32 protein-coding genes are annotated in these 20,508 nt (G+C 64.3%); 27 read left to right on the top strand and 5 right to left on the bottom strand.

All coding sequences use genetic code 11. The features are described from left to right. Positions 1 to 18 precede the first annotated feature (18 nt). The 3 genes from R4P95_RS25545 to R4P95_RS25535 are packed head-to-tail and all read left to right on the top strand — an operon-like array spanning position 19 to position 3,313. Complete coding sequence (locus R4P95_RS25545) at positions 19 to 1,083, top strand: MCE family protein (protein WP_317746932.1); 1,065 nt, start codon at positions 19 to 21, stop codon at positions 1,081 to 1,083. A gap of 14 nt (positions 1,084 to 1,097) precedes the next feature. Next, positions 1,098 to 2,129: an MCE family protein gene (locus R4P95_RS25540; protein WP_317746931.1), complete on the top strand. Its 1,032-nt coding sequence runs from the start codon at positions 1,098 to 1,100 to the stop codon at positions 2,127 to 2,129. Further along, positions 2,129 to 3,313: an MCE family protein gene (locus R4P95_RS25535; protein ID WP_249354516.1), complete on the top strand. Its 1,185-nt coding sequence runs from the start codon at positions 2,129 to 2,131 to the stop codon at positions 3,311 to 3,313. Before R4P95_RS25540 ends, R4P95_RS25535 begins: the two co-directional genes overlap by 1 nt. A 39-nt stretch (positions 3,314 to 3,352) precedes the next feature. Here the strand turns inward: R4P95_RS25535 and R4P95_RS25530 are convergent, their stop codons facing one another. The 4 genes from R4P95_RS25530 to R4P95_RS25515 form a co-directional block, all read right to left on the bottom strand. Continuing rightward, on the bottom strand, positions 3,353 to 4,201 hold the full coding sequence (locus R4P95_RS25530; RefSeq protein WP_109331610.1) for an ABC transporter permease: 849 nt from the start codon (positions 4,199 to 4,201) through the stop codon (positions 3,353 to 3,355). Then, complete coding sequence (locus tag R4P95_RS25525) at positions 4,198 to 5,013, bottom strand: ABC transporter permease (RefSeq protein WP_213577162.1); 816 nt, start codon at positions 5,011 to 5,013, stop codon at positions 4,198 to 4,200. Before R4P95_RS25525 ends, R4P95_RS25530 begins: the two co-directional genes overlap by 4 nt. Beyond that, positions 5,010 to 5,978: an ATP-binding cassette domain-containing protein gene (locus tag R4P95_RS25520; RefSeq protein WP_109331608.1), complete on the bottom strand. Its 969-nt coding sequence runs from the start codon at positions 5,976 to 5,978 to the stop codon at positions 5,010 to 5,012. Before R4P95_RS25520 ends, R4P95_RS25525 begins: the two co-directional genes overlap by 4 nt. Positions 5,979 to 6,320: 342 nt before the next feature. Further along, positions 6,321 to 6,818: a hotdog fold domain-containing protein gene (locus tag R4P95_RS25515; protein WP_213577163.1), complete on the bottom strand. Its 498-nt coding sequence runs from the start codon at positions 6,816 to 6,818 to the stop codon at positions 6,321 to 6,323. Between the two features lie 469 nt (positions 6,819 to 7,287). Here R4P95_RS25515 and rpsJ point away from each other — a divergent pair, with 469 nt between their 5' ends. From rpsJ to map, 24 genes are all read left to right on the top strand, one after another. After that, entirely contained in the window at positions 7,288 to 7,593 is a 306-nt protein-coding gene (gene rpsJ / locus R4P95_RS25510; protein ID WP_003938093.1) for a 30S ribosomal protein S10, read from the top strand. 20 nt (positions 7,594 to 7,613) lie between these two features. Beyond that, positions 7,614 to 8,270: a 50S ribosomal protein L3 gene (gene rplC / locus R4P95_RS25505; protein WP_009479366.1), complete on the top strand. Its 657-nt coding sequence runs from the start codon at positions 7,614 to 7,616 to the stop codon at positions 8,268 to 8,270. Next, a complete protein-coding gene (gene rplD / locus R4P95_RS25500) occupies positions 8,267 to 8,956 on the top strand; it encodes a 50S ribosomal protein L4 (protein ID WP_213577164.1) in 690 nt (229 codons plus the stop codon). The genes rplC and rplD overlap by 4 nt, the downstream gene beginning before the upstream one ends. Continuing rightward, the gene (gene rplW, locus R4P95_RS25495; RefSeq protein ID WP_109331599.1) at positions 8,953 to 9,258 is read left to right on the top strand and encodes a 50S ribosomal protein L23; all 306 of its coding nucleotides are present in this window, start codon (positions 8,953 to 8,955) and stop codon (positions 9,256 to 9,258) included. The genes rplD and rplW overlap by 4 nt, the downstream gene beginning before the upstream one ends. A gap of 39 nt (positions 9,259 to 9,297) precedes the next feature. Next, positions 9,298 to 10,134, top strand: a complete 837-nt coding sequence (gene rplB, locus R4P95_RS25490; RefSeq protein WP_015889918.1) for a 50S ribosomal protein L2 — start codon at positions 9,298 to 9,300, stop codon at positions 10,132 to 10,134. Positions 10,135 to 10,147: 13 nt separating this feature from the next. Beyond that, entirely contained in the window at positions 10,148 to 10,429 is a 282-nt protein-coding gene (gene rpsS / locus R4P95_RS25485; protein ID WP_003940820.1) for a 30S ribosomal protein S19, read from the top strand. Beyond that, the gene (rplV, locus tag R4P95_RS25480; RefSeq protein ID WP_213577165.1) at positions 10,426 to 10,830 is read left to right on the top strand and encodes a 50S ribosomal protein L22; all 405 of its coding nucleotides are present in this window, start codon (positions 10,426 to 10,428) and stop codon (positions 10,828 to 10,830) included. The genes rpsS and rplV overlap by 4 nt, the downstream gene beginning before the upstream one ends. Continuing rightward, on the top strand, positions 10,830 to 11,636 hold the full coding sequence (rpsC, locus tag R4P95_RS25475; RefSeq protein WP_005239635.1) for a 30S ribosomal protein S3: 807 nt from the start codon (positions 10,830 to 10,832) through the stop codon (positions 11,634 to 11,636). Before rplV ends, rpsC begins: the two co-directional genes overlap by 1 nt. Before the next feature lie 3 nt (positions 11,637 to 11,639). After that, positions 11,640 to 12,056, top strand: coding sequence for a 50S ribosomal protein L16 (rplP, locus tag R4P95_RS25470; protein WP_005239636.1), 417 nt, complete (start codon positions 11,640 to 11,642; stop codon positions 12,054 to 12,056). After that, positions 12,056 to 12,292, top strand: coding sequence for a 50S ribosomal protein L29 (gene rpmC, locus R4P95_RS25465; RefSeq protein WP_109331597.1), 237 nt, complete (start codon positions 12,056 to 12,058; stop codon positions 12,290 to 12,292). Before rplP ends, rpmC begins: the two co-directional genes overlap by 1 nt. Next, positions 12,289 to 12,570, top strand: a complete 282-nt coding sequence (rpsQ, locus tag R4P95_RS25460; RefSeq protein ID WP_109331594.1) for a 30S ribosomal protein S17 — start codon at positions 12,289 to 12,291, stop codon at positions 12,568 to 12,570. Before rpmC ends, rpsQ begins: the two co-directional genes overlap by 4 nt. A 202-nt stretch (positions 12,571 to 12,772) precedes the next feature. Then, positions 12,773 to 13,141, top strand: a complete 369-nt coding sequence (gene rplN, locus R4P95_RS25455; RefSeq protein ID WP_005239639.1) for a 50S ribosomal protein L14 — start codon at positions 12,773 to 12,775, stop codon at positions 13,139 to 13,141. Next, positions 13,141 to 13,458: a 50S ribosomal protein L24 gene (gene rplX, locus R4P95_RS25450; protein ID WP_109331588.1), complete on the top strand. Its 318-nt coding sequence runs from the start codon at positions 13,141 to 13,143 to the stop codon at positions 13,456 to 13,458. Before rplN ends, rplX begins: the two co-directional genes overlap by 1 nt. Position 13,459: 1 nt before the next feature. After that, positions 13,460 to 14,026, top strand: a complete 567-nt coding sequence (gene rplE / locus R4P95_RS25445; protein WP_109331587.1) for a 50S ribosomal protein L5 — start codon at positions 13,460 to 13,462, stop codon at positions 14,024 to 14,026. A 4-nt stretch (positions 14,027 to 14,030) separates the two neighbouring features. Next, a complete protein-coding gene (locus tag R4P95_RS25440; RefSeq protein WP_005239644.1) occupies positions 14,031 to 14,216 on the top strand; it encodes a type Z 30S ribosomal protein S14 in 186 nt (61 codons plus the stop codon). A 150-nt stretch (positions 14,217 to 14,366) separates the two neighbouring features. Then, a complete protein-coding gene (gene rpsH / locus R4P95_RS25435) occupies positions 14,367 to 14,765 on the top strand; it encodes a 30S ribosomal protein S8 (protein ID WP_005239657.1) in 399 nt (132 codons plus the stop codon). A 14-nt stretch (positions 14,766 to 14,779) separates the two neighbouring features. Beyond that, positions 14,780 to 15,319 (top strand): 50S ribosomal protein L6, encoded by a 540-nt coding sequence (rplF, locus tag R4P95_RS25430; RefSeq protein WP_109331583.1) that lies wholly within the window; start codon positions 14,780 to 14,782, stop codon positions 15,317 to 15,319. A 1-nt stretch (position 15,320) separates the two neighbouring features. Beyond that, entirely contained in the window at positions 15,321 to 15,728 is a 408-nt protein-coding gene (rplR, locus tag R4P95_RS25425) for a 50S ribosomal protein L18 (RefSeq protein WP_317746930.1), read from the top strand. Between the two features lie 31 nt (positions 15,729 to 15,759). Continuing rightward, on the top strand, positions 15,760 to 16,416 hold the full coding sequence (gene rpsE, locus R4P95_RS25420; protein ID WP_213577167.1) for a 30S ribosomal protein S5: 657 nt from the start codon (positions 15,760 to 15,762) through the stop codon (positions 16,414 to 16,416). Then, positions 16,416 to 16,595: a 50S ribosomal protein L30 gene (gene rpmD / locus R4P95_RS25415; RefSeq protein ID WP_005253859.1), complete on the top strand. Its 180-nt coding sequence runs from the start codon at positions 16,416 to 16,418 to the stop codon at positions 16,593 to 16,595. Before rpsE ends, rpmD begins: the two co-directional genes overlap by 1 nt. Positions 16,596 to 16,597: 2 nt before the next feature. After that, positions 16,598 to 17,041 (top strand): 50S ribosomal protein L15, encoded by a 444-nt coding sequence (gene rplO / locus R4P95_RS25410; RefSeq protein ID WP_109331575.1) that lies wholly within the window; start codon positions 16,598 to 16,600, stop codon positions 17,039 to 17,041. Between the two features lie 188 nt (positions 17,042 to 17,229). Beyond that, positions 17,230 to 18,543 (top strand): preprotein translocase subunit SecY, encoded by a 1,314-nt coding sequence (gene secY / locus R4P95_RS25405; protein WP_213577168.1) that lies wholly within the window; start codon positions 17,230 to 17,232, stop codon positions 18,541 to 18,543. Further along, a complete protein-coding gene (locus R4P95_RS25400) occupies positions 18,540 to 19,085 on the top strand; it encodes an adenylate kinase (protein WP_109331573.1) in 546 nt (181 codons plus the stop codon). Before secY ends, R4P95_RS25400 begins: the two co-directional genes overlap by 4 nt. Continuing rightward, positions 19,086 to 19,883 (top strand): type I methionyl aminopeptidase, encoded by a 798-nt coding sequence (gene map, locus R4P95_RS25395; protein WP_213577169.1) that lies wholly within the window; start codon positions 19,086 to 19,088, stop codon positions 19,881 to 19,883. An 8-nt stretch (positions 19,884 to 19,891) separates the two neighbouring features. Here the strand turns inward: map and dtd are convergent, their stop codons facing one another. Continuing rightward, on the bottom strand, positions 19,892 to 20,329 hold the full coding sequence (gene dtd / locus R4P95_RS25390) for a D-aminoacyl-tRNA deacylase (protein WP_317746929.1): 438 nt from the start codon (positions 20,327 to 20,329) through the stop codon (positions 19,892 to 19,894). Between the last annotated feature and the right edge of the window lie 179 nt (positions 20,330 to 20,508).

The following is a 20,508-nucleotide window of genomic DNA, read 5'->3' as shown; positions in this document are numbered from 1 at the left end:
ACCGCGGCGCCCAGGGCTGTGAGGATCGCTCTGACGGTCGGGCTCGTCGTGGCGATCGCAGTTGCCGGTTGGCTGGTGATCTTCCGGTCGTCCTCAACCACAGTGCATTCGGAGTTCGCCTACGTGAACGGGGTCTTTCCCGGAACCAAGGTCACCGTGCTGGGAGTTCCGGTGGGCACCGTCGAGGCGGTGGAACCGAGGGGTGCGACGGTCCTGATCACCATGTCGGTCGCCGCCGATGTCAGCCTTCCTGCAGATGCGCACTCCTATGTGCTGGTGTCGTCCGCGATCGGTGAACGCTTCGTCGAACTCGGACCGGCCTACACCGGCGGACCGGTACTGGGCAGTGGCGACACCATCCCGCTCGAGCGCAGTCACTCGCCGATTACCTGGGACCAACTGATGGACAGTGTCGAGACTGTGGTCGAGGTGCTCGGTCCGGAAGGCGGCAACGTGGGAGCCGCACTCTCGGCCACCGCGGCATCCACGCACGGTACGGGCCAGGCGATGAACGATGCCATCCGCACGCTGTCCCAGGCGAGTTCGGTCGTCGCCGGCAACAGCGAGGATCTCGGCGCCCTCATCGATAATGTGGAGGTGCTCGTCACGACGATCTCGGCGCGGCAGGCTCAGGTCGACTCGCTGGCACAGTCGCTGACTGTCGTCGGCGACGAGTTCGCCGGACAGCAGTTCGAGATCGGCTCCACGATAGTCCAGCTCACGACTCTGCTGGACCACATCGATCAGCTCGTTGCCGCTCGTGGCGGCGACCTGAGTGCCAGTATCGACAACCTCGCCGGAATGAGTGGAGTTCTTCGACAGCACGACACCGACCTCGCCGAGATCATGGATCTGCTGCCCTTGCTCGTCGACAATATTCAGCGTGCGGTCACCCCCGACCAGCGTGCCCGCATCCGATTGAACATCTCGACCAATCTTGCGCAGGCCGAGCCGACGTCGCCTCTGTGTCAGGTGGTCGATCCGGTCCTCTGCCGCGGACCAGGAATCACCAACCCGATTCAATTCCCTCCCAGCATGTCCGATCCGTTCGGGCTACGTGAACTCATGGTCGGAGGACGATGACGATCCGGAGCAGAATGCACGCACTGACGACTGTGGTGATCCTCGGGGCCGCCGCGATCACGTCCGGATGCTCGCTCAGCCTTCAAAGCCTGTCGGTCGGTCACGCGCCCGACGGGCCGTCGTATCGCATCACCGCAGAGTTCGCGGGTGCCGACCGGGTCGTACCCGGTGCCGAAGTTCGGGCCGGACAGGATGTGATCGGTCGCGTATCCGAGGTGTCCACCCGAAACTTCACGGCCAGGCTCGAGTTGCGGATCCGTGACGACGTCCGTGTGCCTCGAGATGTCACCGCGCGGATCGAGTTGTCCACTGCCCTCGGCAATCCGTTCGTCCGGCTGAACTTGGAGGACGGAATCGGGGCACCGATGGGCGACGGTGACGCGATTCCATTGGTACACACGTCGCGCGGTCCGGACATCGAAAGTGGACTGGCAGCGCTCGCCACCGTGCTCAACGGCAGTGGAATCGATCAGATCAGCACCGTCATGCGGGAATTGAGCGCAGCCTTCGCCGGCCGCTCCGACAAGGTGCGAGACCTCGCCGACATGTTGAACAACACGCTGGGCGTCGTCGACGACCACCGTGACGAACTGAACAGGGCAATAGGGGCCTCCCATGCGTTTTCCGCCGAATTGGCGGCCGGGAAGCCGATACTGGATCGCGCGCTGACCGAAATGTCGCCGGTGATCGACCTACTGCTGTCCCAGCGTGAACAGATCACCGCGCTCATGCAACAGGCGTCCGCACTCACCGGGGAAGCCGAACGTGTCCTCGGGAGCGCCGGAACGGAGCTGTCGGCCGAAATCGATGACGCCGGCACGGTACTGGCCGCCCTCGAAGGATTCGAATCGGAGCTGGCGCCGACACTGGACGCGGTCGCACGGTTCCTCGGTGGATTCGCCGCCGCCACACCCGGCGACTACGTGACCTTCAACGGGACTTTCGACGTCACAGCGGTCATCGCGAGACTGCTCACCGGCTCGGCGCCCCTCGAGGTCCCGGAAGCCCGGACGCTGGCCGAGGTCCTCGGCGGAGGTGTCCGCTGATGACCCGGCACCTCGTGGCGCAGCTCGTCATGTTCGTTGTGATCTCACTGGTCGCGATCCTGTTCGGGTTGCGGTACGTCGCCGGACCGGACACGTTCGGCGATCCTCTCCGGCTGAGCGCCGAACTGGACAACGCAGCCGGGCTCGCCCGCGGAACCTCGGTGAACTACCGCGGAGTGGGAGTAGGAACAGTCGAATCGGTCGACGTCAGCCCGTCCGGTTCGGGCATCGTGCTCGGAATCGAACTGCATCCGGGCACCGAGATACCGATCGGGTCCGTCGCGAAGATCAGCACCGAGAATCCGGTCGGCATTCAGTCCCTCGACATCATGCCCACCACCGACCAGCCGCCCTATCTGGTCGACGGAGACGTCATCGCCGTCCCGGCGGACGGGGTTCCGAAGTCGCTGGACGCTACCCTCGTTCAGGCGACCGACCTGGTGAACACACTCGACGTGCGCGACCTCTCGACGATTGCCGACACGTTCGGCACCGCCTTCCAGGGAACCGGACCGGACCTGCAGAACCTGCTCGACAATTCGGCCGAGGCAGCGCAGCTACTCGACAGTCGCACAGAAGCGCTCACCACCATCGTCGACAAGGGAATGCCACTCCTGGACAGCGCCGACGGATTGGCCGCAGCACTGCCCGGATCGGCAAGCACCGCACGAAGTGTTTTCGAACAACTGCGGGCCAACGATGCGGCCCTCGTCGAATTGATGGGACGCTCGCCCCAAACGATGGCGAGCCTCGACTCCCTGCTTGCCGGCAACCGCGACTCCCTCGGCACGATGCTCGCCGATCTGGTCCTCCCCACCCGCATCGTGGCGGATCGGCAACCGTCACTCGAGTACGGCCTGTCGATCATGCCCACGGCACTGCCGAAGATCGGTTCGATCGAGAAGGGCGGACTGGCCGATCTGCTCCTCGTGGGCACGCAGGGCCCGATGTGCGTGTACGACGCCCCCCGCCGACTGGTCACCGAGGCGGAACCACGTGAACCGGCCCTCGACTGGACGTGCCAGTCGCAGGAGTACCTCGAACAGCGTGGTGCGGTCAATGTCCCACGCCCCGACGATCTCGGGCAGGAGAACGCGACTCGGAGCGGGGGTGTGTACGGTCCGCCGGCCGCAGAGGATCCGTTGGTGATTCAGCCACCCCTCACAGGCCGCACCCCTCGCTGATTCCGCGGGACTCGACGGGACCGCAGGCGGACGTGGGTGCTACGGGGGAGTCCCTGCGGCCCTTCGGTATCCGCGCACTGCGGGGTAGGTGAACACGATCAGTCCACCGATCGACCAAGCGATCGTCTTGATCAGTGGTTCCGCCACCGGACCGCCCATCGACAGACCCTTCATCGCGTCGATGGCACAGGACATCGGCTGGTTCTCGACGAACGACTGCAACCAGGTCGGGTACGCGGCGGTGGGTACGAATCCCGAGTTGAAGAACAGCAGAAGTGTGCAGAGCAGGGACAGCAGTTCGACGAGTGGCGCCTTCCCCGCGTTGACAGCGAGGGCTGTCACCATCGTCGCGAAGCTGACGCCGAAGAGAAGTGGCAGAAGCATGAGGCCCACGCCGGCGAGAACGCCCTGGTCGAACCGGAAGCCGAGGGCAATTCCGACGGCGATGATGAGGACCGTCGTCAGAGAGATGCGCACACACTCGGCCAGCAGCCGGCTGACCAGGGGAGAAGCCCTGTGGACGGGGAGAACCCAGAACCTGCCGAGCAGGCCGTTGGCCCATTCTTTCTTGAGGGACAGTCCCCCCGCGATGGAGCCGAACATGGCACCGACCAGAGTGATCATGGGGACGGTGCCGTACAGACTGTTGACGCCCGTGGCCTTGGTGATCGAAATGCCCAACACGGCCCAGAACATGACGAGCATCAGTGCGGGATAGACGATGGCCTGGATCATCGTTCCGGGGTCGCGAGCCCAACGCACAAGAAGCCGTTTCGTCTGCAACAGGCTGTGAACCACCAGGGCAGATGCCGAATTCTCGGGATGTGGCTTCGACACCGCGGGGAACGTCACCCGGGTTGGCGCCTCGGCTCGATACTCGGTGGTCATCCGCGCCTCACATTCGACCAGATCGACAATGGAACGAAAGCGAGCACGAGTCCGGCGCACCACAGCAGAGTCGGCGTCATCTGGTGCAGGGTGATCGTGCCCTCGGTCATGGCACGCATCGATTCGGAGAACTGAGATATCGGCTGGTTCCGCACAAAGCCCTGCGCCCACTCCGGGAACTGGCTCACCGGAACGAATCCGGAGGAGAACATCCCCAGAATCAGCTGCGGGAGCGTGAGCGCCTGGCTGGTGACTTCCGGGCTCCCCGTCAGCGTTCCGAGCGCATCCGCACCGGTCGTGAGTGCGAACCCGATGAGCATCGCCAGGGCACAGAAGCCGAGGGTCAGCCTCGTGCCGCCATCGAACCTGAAACCGATGAGGTACCCGTAGGTCACGGCAGCGACGAGCGAAATGGACGAGTGCACGAGTGACGCAGACATGCGCGCCGCCAAGGGTATGGCTGCTCCTACGGGCATGGTCTGGAATCGGGTATTCATACCGTTCGACGACTCGGTCGCCGCTCGATGCGCGGCGGACACGGCCGTGAACGCCATTGCTTGGAGCACGATGATCGGCATGACGAACTGGGCGTAGTCGACGCCCTGGAACTTCATCACCAGACGCAGCGGTAGGTAGAAGCCGACCGTGAAGATCAACGGTGCCAGCACCGCGATGAAGAACTGACCCGTCACCGACATGGTGTGGAGATTTCGCTGGGTCAGTGCAACCCACTGCTGCACGTTGGACGGCTGGGGCTTGCGGTGCTTGCCCGCGAGAGCGCGTTCGAAGGCTACCTGCGGGGGCGCCGTCACGACGGCAGGCTCTCGTCGACGCGTGCATGTCCGGTGAGCGAGAGGAACACGTCATCGAGCGACGGCCGTCGGAGTGCGATGTCGGCAAGTTTGACACCAGCCATGTCGAGGCGACGAAGCACCTCCGCGAGAGTCTGGGCACCGTGCTCGGCCGGAATCGACAAGCGGTCGGAACCTTCCTCGATGACGCGGTCGGGGGGACACAGGCCTGCCAGAACCTCGCGCACGCGCGGCAGATCGGAGAGCTGGACCGGCACCACTTCGCAATAGCTGCCGCCGGTGCGGGCCTTGAGGTCGTCCGCCGAGCCTTCGGCGATCACCGTGCCCTTGTCGATGACCACGATGTTGTCGCTCAGCAAGTCGGCCTCTTCGAGGTACTGCGTGGTGAGCAGAATGGTGATGCCCTGATCTTTCAGCGCAGACACGAGACCCCACACGCCCTGACGGCTGCGGGGGTCGAGGCCGGTGGTCGGTTCGTCGAGGAACACCACTTCCGGCCGGATCACCAGACCGCACGCGATGTCGACGCGTCGACGCATACCGCCCGAGTAGCCGGACACTTTTCGGTCACCGGCGTCGAGGAGGTCGAACTGAGTCAGGAGATCCTGGGCCCGCGCCTTCGCGTCGCCCTTGGGCAGACCCATCAGACGCCCGAACAGCACGAGGTTCTCGCGGCCGGTCAACGACTCGTCGAGGGCTGCGTACTGCCCCGTCATCATGATGCTCCGCCGCACGTCCGCCGATTCGGTGACGACGTCGTGCCCGGCGACGAAGGCCCGTCCGGCATCAGGCCGGAGCAGTGTGGACAAGACGTTGACGGTGGTGGTCTTTCCGGCGCCGTTGGGGCCCAGGATGCCCAGAACCGTGCCGCGGGGTACCTCGAAGCTCACGCCCCGCAACGCTGCGACGTCACCGAAGGATTTTTCGATTCCCTCGACAAGTACGGCGGTGTCAGGTGCAGGCATGTCCTCGAGTATGGCACGCGAGAAGGGAGATGAAGCCAGACCCGCGAACCATGTCCACGCCCGGGGAAGGGGCCGGGGAATCTTCTGTAACGCGCGCAGACAGGTACACGATAAATGCCGCACACCTGTACCAGTTCCACTCCCGCGACCGCCGCGACATCGGCGTCTTCCACGTCGACGGCCATGGTGTGCGAATGTCAGGCCCGGTGTCCGCGGTACTCCCGCAGGGCAATTCGCCGCCGCGGAGGGGTCGGAGCCGAAATGTGAGCTTCGACATGCGTCGTGCCGTCGTCCACCTCCGCTTCCGCGTCGGTGCGCTCACCGTGGCTGCTCGCCCGAGAGCTAGGAAGTCTCCGGTCCCGCACTGCGGGGTGTCACCCACGTCGTGATGTCGGCGTGGACCACCTCGTTCCCCGCGCGGTCGACGATGCGTACCGGCACCACCAGCTCAGCGCCCTCGGTGATGGTGGCAAAGTCCGGCGGCTCCGGTAGTTCGGCGATTGCCCGCAGCGATCCGTTCGCCTTGGCGAGGTAGTCGACCGTCATGGACTTCGGAATCCATCGATGCGTGCTCGGCACGGTCGCTTCGGACAGCATGCCCATGGCGACCTCGGCGAGGTTGCAGGCCGCGATGGCGTGAAACGTGCCGAGGTGGTTGCGCACGCCCCACCATTTCGGGGCGTGTACCTCGCAGCGTCCGGGGCGCATGTCGACGACGCGGGGGAGCACCGAGCCGAAGTAGGGAACGCGTACACACATCGCCAGAGAGAAGAGAGTGTGACCGAAGGCGTTGTCCGGAAGCTTCTGCCAGGCGGCGAAGGTAGGACTCGAAGTCGTCATCCCGACACCTTACTCGAAAGTAAGTTCCGTGGCTTGCAGCACCGGTCCGGGTCGGTTTGAAGTCTCGGGCCTCGTACGGCATACTGGTCGGGTTGCCTTGTCTGGGACGCGATCTATTGCGGCCTGAAACAGGTGGGGTGAAGAACGTCGTCGAGCGGTTCGAAAGAGCTGTTCGCGGCCCATGCAAGACGGAAGCAGTACCTACTGTGCACTCGATTTCGAGTGCATCCGGTGCGAATTCCCGGCCCGAAAGCTGAAAAGTTGCGGGTCGGAGAATGAGTGGGAGGGCGACACGCCCGACCGCGTGTACCGGAGAACCATGACAGATGAACAGCGGCAGCGGATCGGGTGCGTCCCGGTCGCCTAGCGTTCGGACAGTTGCGGCCCAGGTAAGGACTGTGCAGACGACGAGGTAGTTCGGCCCGACTCGGGTGGTTCTACGAAACGCGGCAAGAAAAGGACACTAAGCGTGGCGGGACAGAAGATCCGCATCAGGCTCAAGGCCTACGACCATGAGGCGATCGACGCGTCAGCGCGCAAGATCGTCGAGACGGTGACCCGTACCGGGGCCCGCGTCGTTGGACCCGTGCCGTTGCCGACCGAAAAGAACGTGTACTGCGTCATCCGCTCGCCGCACAAGTACAAGGACTCGCGCGAGCACTTCGAGATGCGTACTCACAAGCGGCTTATCGACATCCTCGACCCGACGCCCAAGACGGTGGACGCGCTCATGCGCATCGACCTTCCGGCCAGCGTCGACGTCAATATTCAGTGAGCGCGGCGGAGACAAAAACAATGACTGATACCAAGATCAAGGGAATCCTGGGCACGAAGCTCGGCATGACCCAGGTCTTCGACGAGAACAACCGGGTCGTTCCGGTCACCGTCGTGAAGGCCGGGCCCAACGTCGTGACCCAGATTCGTACCGAAGAGCGTGACGGCTACAGCGCCGTGCAGCTCGCGTTCGGCGCCATCGACCCGCGCAAGGTGAACAAGCCGACTTCCGGCCAGTTCGCCAAGGCCGGCGTCACCCCGCGCCGCCACGTTGTGGAGCTCCGCGTTGCCGACACCTCGGAGTACGAGGTCGGCCAGGAACTTACCGCCGAGGTCTTCGAGGACGGCGCCTACGTCGACGTCACCGGAACCAGCAAGGGTAAGGGCTTCGCCGGAACCATGAAGCGCCACGGCTTCGCCGGCCAGGGCGCCTCGCACGGCGCCCAGGCTGTGCACCGTCGCCCCGGTTCCATCGGTGGCTGCGCCACTCCGGGCCGCGTGTTCAAGGGCATGCGCATGTCCGGCCGCATGGGTAGCGACCGCATCACGACGCAGAACCTCTCGGTCCACAAGGTGGACGCCGAGAACGGCCTGCTGCTGATCAAGGGTGCGATCCCCGGCCGCAAGGGTGGCCTCGTGATCGTCAAGAGTGCAGTGAAGGGTGGTGCACGGGCATGACCAGCACCGAGACATCGACGACCAAGCTGACGCTGGACGTCAAGGTCGCCGGCGGCAAGACCAACGGCACCGTCGATCTCCCCGCGGAGATTTTCGACGCGCCTGCCAACATCGCGCTTCTCCACCAGGTTGTCGTCGCTCAGCTCGCAGCTGCGCGTCAGGGCACCCACTCCACCAAGACCCGCGGCGAGGTTCGCGGCGGTGGAAAGAAGCCGTACCGCCAGAAGGGCACCGGCCGCGCTCGTCAGGGCTCGACCCGTGCACCGCAGTTCGCCGGTGGTGGCACCGTCCACGGCCCGCAGCCGCGCGACTACAGCCAGCGGACGCCCAAGAAGATGAAGGCCGCCGCCCTGCGCGGAGCTCTCTCCGACCGGGCGCGCAACGAGCGTATCCACGTGATCACCGAGCTGGTCGCCGGTCAGACTCCCTCGACGAAGGGCGCCAAGACGTTCCTGGGCGAGATCTCGGACCGCAAGAAGGTCCTGCTCGTCGTCGGACGTGAAGACATCGCGGCGTGGAAGAGCGTGCAGAACCTGGACGGTGTGCATCCCATCGCACCCGACCAGCTCAACACGTACGACGTGCTCAACAGCGATGACGTCGTGTTCAGCGTCGAGGCGCTCAACACGTTCATCCACGGGCCCGCCGAGAGCGTCCAGGAAGAGAACAAGGAGGAGGCCAAGTGACGACCATCGCTGACCCCCGCGACATCCTGCTGGCCCCGGTCATCTCCGAGAAGTCCTACGGACTGATCGAGGAAGGCACCTACACCTTCCTGGTGCACCCGGACTCGAACAAGACGCAGATCAAGATTGCCGTCGAGAAGATCTTCGGCGTCACCGTGACAAGCGTCAACACCGCCAACCGTCAGGGCAAGCGCAAGCGGACCCGGTTCGGTTACGGCAAGCGCAAGGACACCAAGCGCGCGCTCGTGACCCTCTCGGCCGACAGCAAGCCCATCGAGATCTTCGGAGGACCGGTCGCGTAAGCGCCGGGACTTGACGAGACATAGAGGACGAGAAGACTCATGGCAATCCGTAAGTACAAGCCGACAACTCCGGGCCGTCGTGGCTCGAGCGTCTCGGACTTCGCCGAGATCACTCGGTCGACCCCCGAGAAGTCGCTGGTTCGCCCGCTCCACGGACGCGGTGGACGTAACGCACACGGTCGTATCACCACCCGGCACAAGGGCGGCGGTCACAAGCGCGCCTACCGGTTGATCGATTTCCGTCGCAACGACAAGGACGGCGTGCCCGCCAAGGTCGCGCACATCGAGTACGACCCCAACCGCACCGCGCGTATCGCCCTGCTGCACTACGCAGATGGCGAGAAGCGCTACATCATCGCCCCCAAGGGCCTGTTCCAGGGTGCGCCGGTCGAATCCGGTGCAGGCGCCGACATCAAGCCCGGCAACAACCTGCCCCTGCGCAACATCCCGACGGGTACCACCATCCACGCCGTCGAACTCCGCCCCGGTGGCGGCGCCAAGATGGCCCGCTCGGCTGGTTCCAGCATCCAGCTGCTCGGTAAGGAAGGCACCTACGCCACGCTGCGTATGCCGTCCGGCGAAATCCGTCGCGTCGACGTTCGCTGCCGCGCCTCGATCGGTGAGGTCGGCAACGCCGAACAGTCGAACATCAACTGGGGCAAGGCCGGCCGTATGCGGTGGAAGGGCAAGCGCCCGACCGTCCGTGGTGTCGTGATGAACCCGGTCGACCACCCGCACGGTGGTGGTGAGGGTAAGACCTCCGGTGGTCGCCACCCGGTCAGCCCGTGGGGCAAGCCCGAAGGCCGCACCCGCAAGAACAAGGCGAGTGACAAGCTCATTGTCCGTCGTCGCCGTACCGGCAAGAACAAGCGCTAGGAGGGAGTGAAGGATGCCACGCAGCCTCAAGAAGGGCCCGTTCGTCGATGACCACCTCCTCGCGAAGGTGGACGTGCAGAACGAAAAGGGAACCAAGCAGGTCATCAAGACCTGGTCCCGTCGTTCCACGATCATCCCGGACTTCATCGGCCACACGTTTGCGGTTCACGACGGCCGCAAGCACGTCCCCGTGTTCGTCTCCGACTCGATGGTCGGACACAAGCTCGGAGAGTTTGCACCGACCCGCACGTTCAAGGGTCACATCAAGGATGATCGGAAGGCGAAGAGGCGATGAGCAACACCGAAACCGCCAACCCGACCGCCAAGGCAGTTGCGCGCCACGTGCGCGTCACGCCGATGAAGGCGCGTCGAGTTGTGGACCTGGTCCGCGGGCGTTCGGTTGAAGACGCCCTCTCCATCCTGAAGTTCGCGCCGCAGGCAGCGAGCGAGCCGGTCGCCAAGGTGATCGCCAGCGCTGCAGCCAACGCCGAGAACAACCTCGACCTCGACCCGAGCACGCTTGTCGTTGCCACGGCGTACGTGGACGAGGGCGCGACCCTCAAGCGGTTCCAGCCGCGTGCACAGGGACGTGCGTTCCGTATCCGTAAGCGGACGAGCCACATCACCGTGATCGTGGAGAGCCTGCCGAAGACCGGAACATCGACCCGTAATCGCCGGAAGGGAAGTGCTCAGTAGTGGGCCAGAAAATCAACCCGCACGGCTTCCGACTCGGCATCACCACCGACTGGAAGTCCCGCTGGTACGCAGACAAGCAGTACGCGGAGTACGTCAAGGAAGACGTCGCCATCCGTAAGCTCCTCGCCACCGGCATGGAGCGCGCGGGCATCGCGAAGGTCGAGATCGAGCGCACCCGTGACCGTGTGCGTGTGGACATCCACACCGCGCGTCCGGGCATCGTCATCGGCCGCCGCGGCGCCGAGGCCGACCGCATCCGTTCCGAGCTCGAGAAGCTGACCGGCAAGCAGGTCCAGCTGAACATCCTCGAGGTCAAGAACGCCGAGGCCGAGGCTCAGCTCGTCGCCCAGGGTGTCGCCGAGCAGCTCTCGAACCGCGTCGCTTTCCGTCGCGCCATGCGTAAGGCCATCCAGTCGGCCATGCGTCAGCCGAACGTCAAGGGCATCCGGGTCCAGTGCTCCGGTCGTCTCGGTGGTGCCGAGATGTCCCGCTCGGAGTTCTACCGCGAAGGTCGCGTCCCGCTGCACACGCTGCGCGCCGACATCGACTACGGCCTCTACGAGGCCAAGACCACCTTCGGCCGCATCGGCGTGAAGGTCTGGATCTACAAGGGCGACATCGTCGGTGGCAAGCGTGAGCTCGCCGCCAACGTGGCTGCTCCCGCCGGCGATCGTCCGCGGCGTGAGCGTCCGAGCCGCCCCCGTCGTTCCGGTGCCACCGGCACCACCGCGACCAGCACCGAGGCCGGTCGCGCAGCGACCGCCACCGCCGATGCACCCGCTACGACTGAACAGAAGGAGGGCTGACGCATGTTGATCCCACGGCGGGTCAAGCACCGCAAGCAGCACCATCCGAGCCGTTCGGGTGCCGCCAAGGGTGGAACCCAGGTGACCTTCGGTGACTACGGCATCCAGGCTCTCGAGCCTGCCTACATCACCAACCGGCAGATCGAGTCCGCTCGTATCGCCATGACCCGGCACATCAAGCGTGGCGGCAAGATCTGGATCAACATCTTCCCGGATCGCCCCCTCACCAAGAAGCCGGCCGAAACCCGCATGGGTTCCGGTAAGGGTTCCCCCGAGTGGTGGATCGCGAACGTCAAGCCTGGTCGCGTGATGTTCGAGATGAGCTACCCCAATGAGGAGATCGCACGCGAGGCCCTGCGTCGCGCGATGCACAAGCTCCCCTGCAAGTGCCGGATCGTGACAAGGGAGGAGCAGTTCTGATGGCTACTGGAACCCCAGCCGCAGAGCTCCGCGAGCTCACCGAAGAAGAGCTGGTCACCCGGCTTCGTGAGTCGAAGGAAGAGCTGTTCAACCTTCGTTTCCAGATGGCCACCGGCCAGATGGACAACAACCGCCGGCTTCGGACCGTCCGTCACGACATCGCGCGTATCTACACCGTTCTGCGTGAGCGTGAGCTCGGGCTGGCCGTTGGTCCGGACGCAGGTGACGCGGCATGAGTGAGGAAAAAGCAGTGAGCACTACAGAGCGCGGAAGCCGCAAGGTCCGCACCGGATACGTCGTCTCCGACAAGATGGAGAAGACGATCGTGGTCGAGCTCGAAGACCGGGTCAAGCACCCGCTCTACGGCAAGATCATCCGCCGGACCAGCAAGGTCAAGGCCCACGACGAGAACGGTGTCGCCGGTGTCGGTGACCTCGTGCAGCTGATGGAAACCCGTCCGCTGTCCGCGACGAAGCACTGGCGCCTCGTCGAGGTCGTCGAGAAGGCCAAGTAAGAACCACAAAATGTGTCCAGTATGATGGTGGGGTTGCCTTGCGACAGATGCACGGCAACCCCACCGTTGTGCCGTCCGTCAGGGCGGCCTCATGCAGGGTACGGGTACGGACCGCGCACGTCGGGTCGGAAATCTGCCGTGCACGACAGAGTGATCGCCAGTTGGTCGCTCCAGTCGAAAACACCAGGTCAAGGAGAAGTAAGTGATTCAGCAGGAGTCGCGGCTGCGCGTCGCCGACAACACGGGTGCCAAGGAGATTCTCTGCATCCGCGTTCTCGGTGGTTCGTCACGCCGCTACGCCGGGATCGGTGACATCATCGTCGCCACCGTCAAGGACGCCATCCCGGGTGGAAACATCAAGAAGGGCGAGGTCGTCAAGGCCGTCATCGTCCGCACCACGAAGGAACGTCGCCGTCCGGACGGGTCGTACATCAAGTTCGACGAGAACGCCGCCGTCCTCATCAAGCCGGACAACGATCCCCGTGGCACCCGCATCTTCGGCCCCGTCGGCCGTGAGCTGCGTGAGAAGAAGTTCATGAAGATCGTCTCGCTCGCCCCGGAGGTGCTGTGATGAAGGTGCACAAGGGTGACACCGTGCTGGTCATCGCCGGCAAGGACAAGGGCGCGAAGGGCAAGGTCATTCAGGCCTACCCCGCGACCAACAAGGTCCTCGTCGAAGGCGTGAACCGCATCAAGAAGCACACCGCGGTTTCCGCGAACGAGCGCGGAGCTTCCTCCGGCGGCATCGTGACGCAGGAAGCCCCGATCCACGTTTCCAACGTCGCGGTCATCGACTCGGACGGCAACCCCACCCGCGTGGGCTACCGGACCGACGAAGAGTCCGGCAAGCGCGTTCGGATTTCCCGGAAGAACGGGAAGGACATCTGACATGACCTCCACTGAGAACAAGATCCAGCCGCGCCTGAAGACTCGCTACCGCGAAGAGATCAAGGCTGCGCTGAACAGCGAATTCGACTACGCCAACGTGATGCAGATCCCGGGCGTCGTCAAGGTCGTCGTCAACATGGGTGTCGGTGACGCCGCCCGCGACGCCAAGCTCATCAACGGTGCCGTCAACGACCTCGCCCTGATCACCGGTCAGAAGCCCGAGATCCGCAAGGCACGTAAGTCCATCGCGCAGTTCAAGCTTCGCGAGGGCATGCCGATCGGTGCCCGCGTCACGCTTCGTGGCGACCGCATGTGGGAATTCCTGGACCGTCTCGTGTCCGTGGCCCTTCCCCGCATCAGGGACTTCCGTGGCCTGTCGGGAACCCAGTTCGACGGCAACGGCAACTACACGTTCGGCCTGAACGAGCAGTCGATGTTCCACGAGATCGACGTGGACAAGATCGACCGCCCGCGCGGCATGGACATCACCGTGGTGACCACCGCGACCAACAACGAAGAAGGCCGTGCCCTGCTCAAGCACCTCGGCTTCCCGTTCAAGGAGAACTGAGCTAATGGCTAAGAAGGCATTGGTCAACAAGGCCAACAAGAAGCCCAAGTTCGCGGTGCGCGCCTACACCCGCTGCCAGCGGTGCGGTCGTCCGCACTCGGTGTTCCGCAAGTTCGGCCTGTGCCGAATCTGCGTCCGCGAGATGGCGCACGCCGGCGAGCTGCCCGGCGTTCACAAGAGCTCCTGGTGATCCGGTGACGTCGTCGCCTCGACGATGACGTCACCCACCACAGACTTCCGGTTCGTAATCTCGGGCCGGGAAACGTAAGACCTACTTCGCGATAGGCCTGCGCCGGACACGGCAGAGGGAACCGTTGTGAGAAAGGTAGAGGTCAACCTCATGACCATGACCGACCCCATCGCAGACTTCTTGACACGTCTGCGCAACGCCAACACGGCGTACCACGATGAGGTGAAGTTGCCCCACTCGAAGATCAAGGCGAACATCGCCGAGATCCTCAAGCGTGAGGGTTACATCGCCGACTACCGCACCGAGGACGCCGAGGTCGGTAAGACCCTCATCGTCGACCTCAAGTACGGCCCGAGCCGTGAGCGCAGCCTTGCCGGCGTGCGTCGTGTCTCGAAGCCCGGTCTGCGTGTGTACGCAAAGTCCACCAACCTGCCCAAGGTTCTGGGCGGCCTCGGCGTGGCGATCATTTCCACGTCCACCGGCCTGCTCACCGATCGCCAGGCGGCCAATCAAGGAGTGGGCGGGGAAGTCCTCGCCTACGTCTGGTAAGGGAGGCCACCACAATGTCGCGTATCGGAAAGATTCCCGTTACCGTCCCCGCCGGTGTCGACGTGTCGATCGACGGCCAGGACGTCACGGTCAAGGGGCCGAAGGGCACCCTCGGCCTCACCATCGCAGAGCCGATCACCATCGAGAAGAACGAGGACGGAACGCTCAGCGTCACCCGTCCGGACGACGAGCGTCGTAGCCGTGCACTGCACGGTCTTTCTCGCACGCTGGTGCAGAACCTGGTCACCGGTGTGACCGACGGTTACACCACCAAAATGGAGATCCACGGCGTCGGTTACCGCGTTGCTCTCAAGGGCAAGGACCTCGAGTTCGCGCTCGGATACAGCCACCCGGTCCCGATCGAGGCTCCGGAAGGCATCACCTTCGCGGTCGAGTCGCCCACCAAGTTCTCCGTGTCGGGCATCGACAAGCAGAAGGTCGGGCAGATCTCGGCCAACATCCGTCGTCTCCGCCGTCCGGACCCGTACAAGGGCAAGGGCGTGCGTTACGAGGGTGAGCAGATCCGCCGCAAGGTCGGAAAGACGGGTAAGTGATATGAGCCAGACTGCAAACCAGAAAGCCAAGCGGATTCCGCTGGGCAAGGATGCGTCCACGAAGCGTCGCCTGTCGAAGGTGCGTCGTCACTTCCGTCTCCGCAAGAAGGTGTCCGGCACGCCCGAGCGTCCCCGCTTGGTCGTCAACCGGTCCTCGCGCCACATCCACGTCCAGCTGGTGGACGACCTCGCGGGCCACACGCTGGCCGCGGCGTCGACCACCGAGGCAAACGTGCGCGCTGCGGACGGCGACAAGAAGACCCTCAGCGCGAAGGTCGGTCAGCTGATCGCCGAGCGCGCGAAGGCTGCCGGAGTCGAGACTGTGGTCTTCGACCACGGCGGACACGGCTACCACGGTCGCATCGCGGCCCTGGCAGACGCAGCTCGCGAAGGCGGGTTGAAGTTCTGATGACCATCATTTCGAACGGAAGGACAGCCTGATGCCGGGACGTCAGAGGCGTGACGGCGGAAGCGGACCCGCCGGACAGAATGGACCCAACACGGGGGACAACCGCGGCGGCGGCGACCGTCGTGGTGGCGGTCGCGACGATCGTCGCGGCGGACAGTCAGCCGAGAAGTCGAACCACATCGAGCGGGTCGTCACGATCAACCGCGTGTCGAAGGTCGTCAAGGGTGGTCGTCGCTTCAGCTTCACCGCACTGGTGATCGTGGGCGACGGCAACGGACTGGTCGGCGTCGGCTACGGCAAGGCCAAGGAAGTTCCTGCGGCCATCCAGAAGGGTGTCGAGGAGGCTCGTAAGAGCTTCTTCCGCGTTCCGATGATCGGCGGCACCATCACGCACCCCATCCAGGGTGAAGCCGCTGCCGGCATCGTCATGCTGCGTCCTGCGAGCGCCGGTACCGGTGTCATCGCCGGCGGCGCGGTGCGTGCCGTGCTGGAGTGCGCGGGTATCCACGACATCCTGTCGAAGTCGCTCGGTAGCGACAACGCCATCAACGTCGTCCATGCGACCGTTGCTGCGCTCAAGGGTCTGCAGCGTCCCGAGGAAGTTGCCGCTCGTCGCGGTCTCGCCCTCGAGGATGTGGCCCCCGCCGGCATGCTGCGTGCGCGTGCACAGGCTGGGAGCGTGAAGTAATGGCCGAACTCAAGGTCACTCAGATCAAGAGCACCATCGGTACCAAGCAGAACCAGCGGAACTCGCTGCGCACCCTCGGTCTCAAGGGCATCCGGCAGACGGTTGTCCGCGAGGACAATGCGCAGAACCGCGGTCTGATCAACGTGGTGCGCCACCTCGTCACAGTTGAGGAGGTCTAACCATGACCATCAAACTGCATCACCTGCGCCCCGCGCCCGGGTCCAAGTCAGCCAAGATCCGCGTCGGTCGAGGCGAGGGCGGCAAGCGCGGTAAGACTGCGGGTCGCGGCACCAAGGGCACCAAGGCCCGCAAGAACGTGCCCGTCGCCTTCGAGGGTGGACAGATGCCGCTGCATATGCGTCTGCCCAAGCTCAAGGGCTTCACCAACCCGTTCCGCACCGAGTACCAGGTCGTCAACGTCGGCGACATCGCCCGTCTGTTCCCCGAGGGTGGGCAGGTCACGGTCGAGGATCTCGTTGCCAAGGGCGCCGTTCGCAAGAACCAGCTCGTCAAGGTTCTCGGCGACGGCGACCTGACTGTCGCCGTCCAGGTGACGGTCGACAAGTTCACCGGCTCCGCCAAGGAGAAGATCGCTGCTGCCGGTGGTACCGCCACCGAGCTGTGAGCAATCACCGCTAGCCAGTAGATGGCCGCAGTACAGCTTCGCGCTGTACTGCGGCCATTTGCCGCTGTGCACCGGGTCGGCCCCAGGTCTCCCAACTGCACGTTCAGTCGCCACTGTTAGAGTTCTAGAGTTCATTCACGGACAAAGTCCCAGTGACTCGTCCACCCACCGTCGTGCCAGGAGGATCTTTGCTTTCCGCCTTCGTCTCGGCCCTCAGGACCCCGGACCTGAGGCGGAAGATCCTCATCGCGCTCGGCCTCGTCGCGCTCTACCGCGTCGGTGCCGTGCTGCCCTCACCCGGCGTCGACTACGCCAACGTCCGAGCCTGTGTCGACCAGTTGTCGGGCGGCGATTCCGCCGGTATCTATTCGCTGATCAACCTGTTCTCCGGTGGAGCCCTGCTCCAGCTCTCGGTGTTCGCGATCGGCATCATGCCCTACATCACGGCAAGCATCATCGTTCAGCTGTTGACGGTCGTCATCCCGAAGTTCGAGCAGCTTCGGAAGGAAGGCCAGTCCGGCCAGGCGAAGATGACGCAGTACACCCGATATCTGTCGATCGCGCTGGCGATTCTGCAGGCCACCGGCATCGTCGCGCTCGCAGCGCGCGGTCAGCTGTTGCAGGGCTGTCAGGAAGAAATAATCGCCGACAAGAGCATCTTCGGGCTCGTCATCATCGTCCTCGTGATGACGGCGGGTGCCGCGCTCGTCATGTGGTTCGGCGAGATCATCACCGAACGCGGTGTCGGTAACGGCTTCTCGCTGCTGATCTTCGCGGGTATCGCATCCCGGCTGCCGTCGGAGGGCAAGGCCATTCTCGACAGTCGCGGCGGGCTGATCTTCGCGATCATCTGTGTCGCCGCTCTGGCCATCATCGCCGGCGTGGTCTTCGTCGAGCAGGGCCAGCGCCGTATCCCCGTCCAGTACGCCAAGCGCATGGTCGGACGCAAGATGTACGGCGGTTCGTCCACCTACCTGCCGCTGAAGGTCAACCAGGCCGGCATCATCCCGGTGATCTTCGCGTCGTCTCTGCTGTATCTGCCGAACCTCATCGCGCAGCTCACCGGGGCGACGTCGGCTGCAGATCCGAGCTGGTGGCAGCGGATCATCAACGAGTATCTGGTGAACCCGAACAATCCGGTATACATCACCATCTACTTCGCGTTGATCGTGTTCTTCGTGTTCTTCTACGTCGCGATCACGTTCAACCCGGAAGAGCGCGCCGACGAGATGAAGAAGTTCGGTGGGTTCATTCCCGGCATCCGACCGGGGCGCCCCACCGCGGACTACCTGAATTACGTGCTCAACCGCATCACGGTCCCGGGGTCCATCTACCTCGGCCTGATCGCAGTGTTGCCCCACTTCTTCCTGTCCGGGAGCCAGACCACCAGCAGCATCTTCGGTGGCGCGGCAGTGCTGATCCTCGTCAGTGTCGCCCTGGACACGGTCAAGCAGATCGAAAGTCAATTGATGCAACGCAACTACGAAGGGTTCCTCAAGTGAGACTTGTCCTCCTTGGTCCTCCCGGTGCAGGCAAGGGCACCCAGGCCGCGATTCTTTCCGAGAAGCTCGGTGTCCCGCACATCTCGACCGGCGACCTGTTCCGGGCGAACATCGGCCAGGAGACACCGCTCGGTCTCGAGGCGAAGAAGTACCTCGACGCCGGAGATCTCGTTCCCAGCGAAATCACCAACAACATGGTGAAGGCTCGCGTCGCGGAGCCGGATGCCGCCAACGGTTTCCTTCTCGACGGTTTTCCGCGCACGGTCGATCAGGCGCAGGCACTCGAGGCGATCCTGGCTGATCTGGACACCAAGCTCGACGGCGTTCTCTCGTTCGTGGCGGACGAGGACATCGTCGTGGAACGGATGCTGGCGCGTGGTCGCGCCGACGACAAGGAAGACGTCATCCGCAACCGGCTCCGGGTATACCGCGAGGAGACGGCGCCGCTGCTCGACTACTACAAGAACGATCTGCTCACCGTCGACGCACTGGGTGAGGTCGACGAAGTCAACTCGCGCGCACTGGCAGCGTTGGGCAAGTAAATGGGTTTCGGGCGCAAGCGCAAAGTTGTTCCCTTCCGGACTGCCGGTGAGCTCGATGCGATGGCGGCCGCGGGCGCCATCGTCGGTGCAGCGCTGGTGGCGGTGCGTGATGCGGCCAAGCCTGGTGTGAGCACGCTCGAACTCGACGAGGTAGCCGAGTCGGTAATCCGCGACGCAGGTGCGGTGCCGTCGTTCAAGGGGTACCACGGGTTCACCGGATCGATATGTTCGTCCGTCAATGACCGTGTGGTGCACGGGATTCCCTCGGCGCAGGACATCCTCGCCGAGGGAGACCTCGTCTCGATCGACTGCGGTGCAATTCTCGATGGGTGGCATGGTGACTCGGCCTGGACGTTCGGTGTCGGCGAACTCATCGAGGCTGATCAGGATCTGAGCGAAGCCACGCGGTTGTCGATGGACGCGGGAATTGCAGCCATGCTGCCCGGGAACCGTCTCACCGACATCTCCCATGCGATCGAGCTGGGAACCCGCGCGGCGGAAGTAACACACGGCCGGAAGTACGGGATCGTCGACGGCTACGGCGGGCACGGGATTGGCCGGGAAATGCACATGGAACCGTTCCTCGCCAACGAGGGCGCTCCGGGTAAGGGTCCCCAGCTGGTGGTCGGATCCGTGCTGGCGATCGAGCCGATGTTGACGCTCGGCACCACCGACACCGTTGTCCTGGAAGACGACTGGACGGTGGTTACCGCGGACGGTACGCGTGCTGCCCACTGGGAGCACACCGTGGCCGTCACCGAGGATGGTCCGCGGATTCTCACGCTGCGCCCGGAGTGACTGCGCCGCTACACGTCGATCAGCAGCGTGACCGGTCCGTCGTTGACGAGATCGATCTGCATGTGCTCGCCGAACACGCCCGTATCGACCGACGCGCCCAGCTGTCGTAGCGCGTCCGTGAAGGATTCGACCAGCGGCTCCGCCACGGGCCGGGGCGCGGCCGCGGACCACGAGGGACGTCGCCCCCGTCGTGTGTCGGCCATCAGCGTGAACTGACTGGCCACGAGGATCGGGGCATCGAGGTCGGCGGCCGACTGCTCGTCCTCCAGGATTCGCATCGTCCACACCTTCTTTGCCAGGAGCGCTGCTTTCGCCGCGTCATCCGTGTGGGTGACGCCGACCAGGACGAGAAGTCCGTGGCCGGCAGGCGGGGGAGTGATGCGTGCGACCACGACTCCGTCGACCCGGACGGATGCGGCCGAGACTCTCTGCACCAGCGCACGCACGCGCAACACCATCCTTCGCCTCGCCGAGTGCATTTGGCCTGGTAAGCAATTTCCCGTAACATGGATCAGCGGTGCGCTATGCGTGCCGGTTGTTTGCGTGCTCAGTGCCGGTTTCGATCCGGAATGTTCATGTTTCGGCCGGTGAAGAAGCCATTGGGCGCCACGGTAACGGAAACAGA

The sequence above is a fragment of the Rhodococcus sp. IEGM 27 genome (assembly GCF_033142305.1).
In the GTDB taxonomy this organism is placed as follows: Bacteria; Actinomycetota; Actinomycetes; order Mycobacteriales; family Mycobacteriaceae; genus Rhodococcus_F; species Rhodococcus_F oxybenzonivorans.
Note: the sequence above shows the minus strand (reverse complement) of the source record. Positions and strands in the feature narration are given on the sequence as shown.

Excerpts from the sequence above, each read along its gene's own strand:
- rplE (WP_109331587.1), top strand. The coding sequence starts at position 13,460 with ATGACCTCCACTGAGAACAAGATCCAGCCGCGCCTGAAGACTCGCTAC.
- rpmC (WP_109331597.1), top strand. The coding sequence starts at position 12,056 with ATGGCTACTGGAACCCCAGCCGCAGAGCTCCGCGAGCTCACCGAAGAA.
- R4P95_RS25515 (WP_213577163.1), bottom strand. The coding sequence starts at position 6,818 with ATGACGACTTCGAGTCCTACCTTCGCCGCCTGGCAGAAGCTTCCGGAC.
- R4P95_RS25540 (WP_317746931.1), top strand. The coding sequence starts at position 1,098 with ATGCACGCACTGACGACTGTGGTGATCCTCGGGGCCGCCGCGATCACG.
- rplR (WP_317746930.1), top strand. The coding sequence starts at position 15,321 with ATGAGCCAGACTGCAAACCAGAAAGCCAAGCGGATTCCGCTGGGCAAG.
- R4P95_RS25520 (WP_109331608.1), bottom strand. The coding sequence starts at position 5,978 with ATGCCTGCACCTGACACCGCCGTACTTGTCGAGGGAATCGAAAAATCC.
- rplO (WP_109331575.1), top strand. The coding sequence starts at position 16,598 with ATGACCATCAAACTGCATCACCTGCGCCCCGCGCCCGGGTCCAAGTCA.
- rplP (WP_005239636.1), top strand. The coding sequence starts at position 11,640 with ATGTTGATCCCACGGCGGGTCAAGCACCGCAAGCAGCACCATCCGAGC.
- R4P95_RS25440 (WP_005239644.1), top strand. The coding sequence starts at position 14,031 with ATGGCTAAGAAGGCATTGGTCAACAAGGCCAACAAGAAGCCCAAGTTC.
- rplD (WP_213577164.1), top strand. The coding sequence starts at position 8,267 with ATGACCAGCACCGAGACATCGACGACCAAGCTGACGCTGGACGTCAAG.
- rpmD (WP_005253859.1), top strand. The coding sequence starts at position 16,416 with ATGGCCGAACTCAAGGTCACTCAGATCAAGAGCACCATCGGTACCAAG.
- rplC (WP_009479366.1), top strand. The coding sequence starts at position 7,614 with ATGACTGATACCAAGATCAAGGGAATCCTGGGCACGAAGCTCGGCATG.
- rplF (WP_109331583.1), top strand. The coding sequence starts at position 14,780 with ATGTCGCGTATCGGAAAGATTCCCGTTACCGTCCCCGCCGGTGTCGAC.
- rpsE (WP_213577167.1), top strand. The coding sequence starts at position 15,760 with ATGCCGGGACGTCAGAGGCGTGACGGCGGAAGCGGACCCGCCGGACAG.
- rplV (WP_213577165.1), top strand. The coding sequence starts at position 10,426 with ATGAGCAACACCGAAACCGCCAACCCGACCGCCAAGGCAGTTGCGCGC.
- map (WP_213577169.1), top strand. The coding sequence starts at position 19,086 with ATGGGTTTCGGGCGCAAGCGCAAAGTTGTTCCCTTCCGGACTGCCGGT.
- rplB (WP_015889918.1), top strand. The coding sequence starts at position 9,298 with ATGGCAATCCGTAAGTACAAGCCGACAACTCCGGGCCGTCGTGGCTCG.
- rpsQ (WP_109331594.1), top strand. The coding sequence starts at position 12,289 with ATGAGTGAGGAAAAAGCAGTGAGCACTACAGAGCGCGGAAGCCGCAAG.
- rpsH (WP_005239657.1), top strand. The coding sequence starts at position 14,367 with ATGACCATGACCGACCCCATCGCAGACTTCTTGACACGTCTGCGCAAC.
- R4P95_RS25530 (WP_109331610.1), bottom strand. The coding sequence starts at position 4,201 with ATGACCACCGAGTATCGAGCCGAGGCGCCAACCCGGGTGACGTTCCCC.
- rpsS (WP_003940820.1), top strand. The coding sequence starts at position 10,148 with ATGCCACGCAGCCTCAAGAAGGGCCCGTTCGTCGATGACCACCTCCTC.
- R4P95_RS25535 (WP_249354516.1), top strand. The coding sequence starts at position 2,129 with ATGACCCGGCACCTCGTGGCGCAGCTCGTCATGTTCGTTGTGATCTCA.
- rplX (WP_109331588.1), top strand. The coding sequence starts at position 13,141 with ATGAAGGTGCACAAGGGTGACACCGTGCTGGTCATCGCCGGCAAGGAC.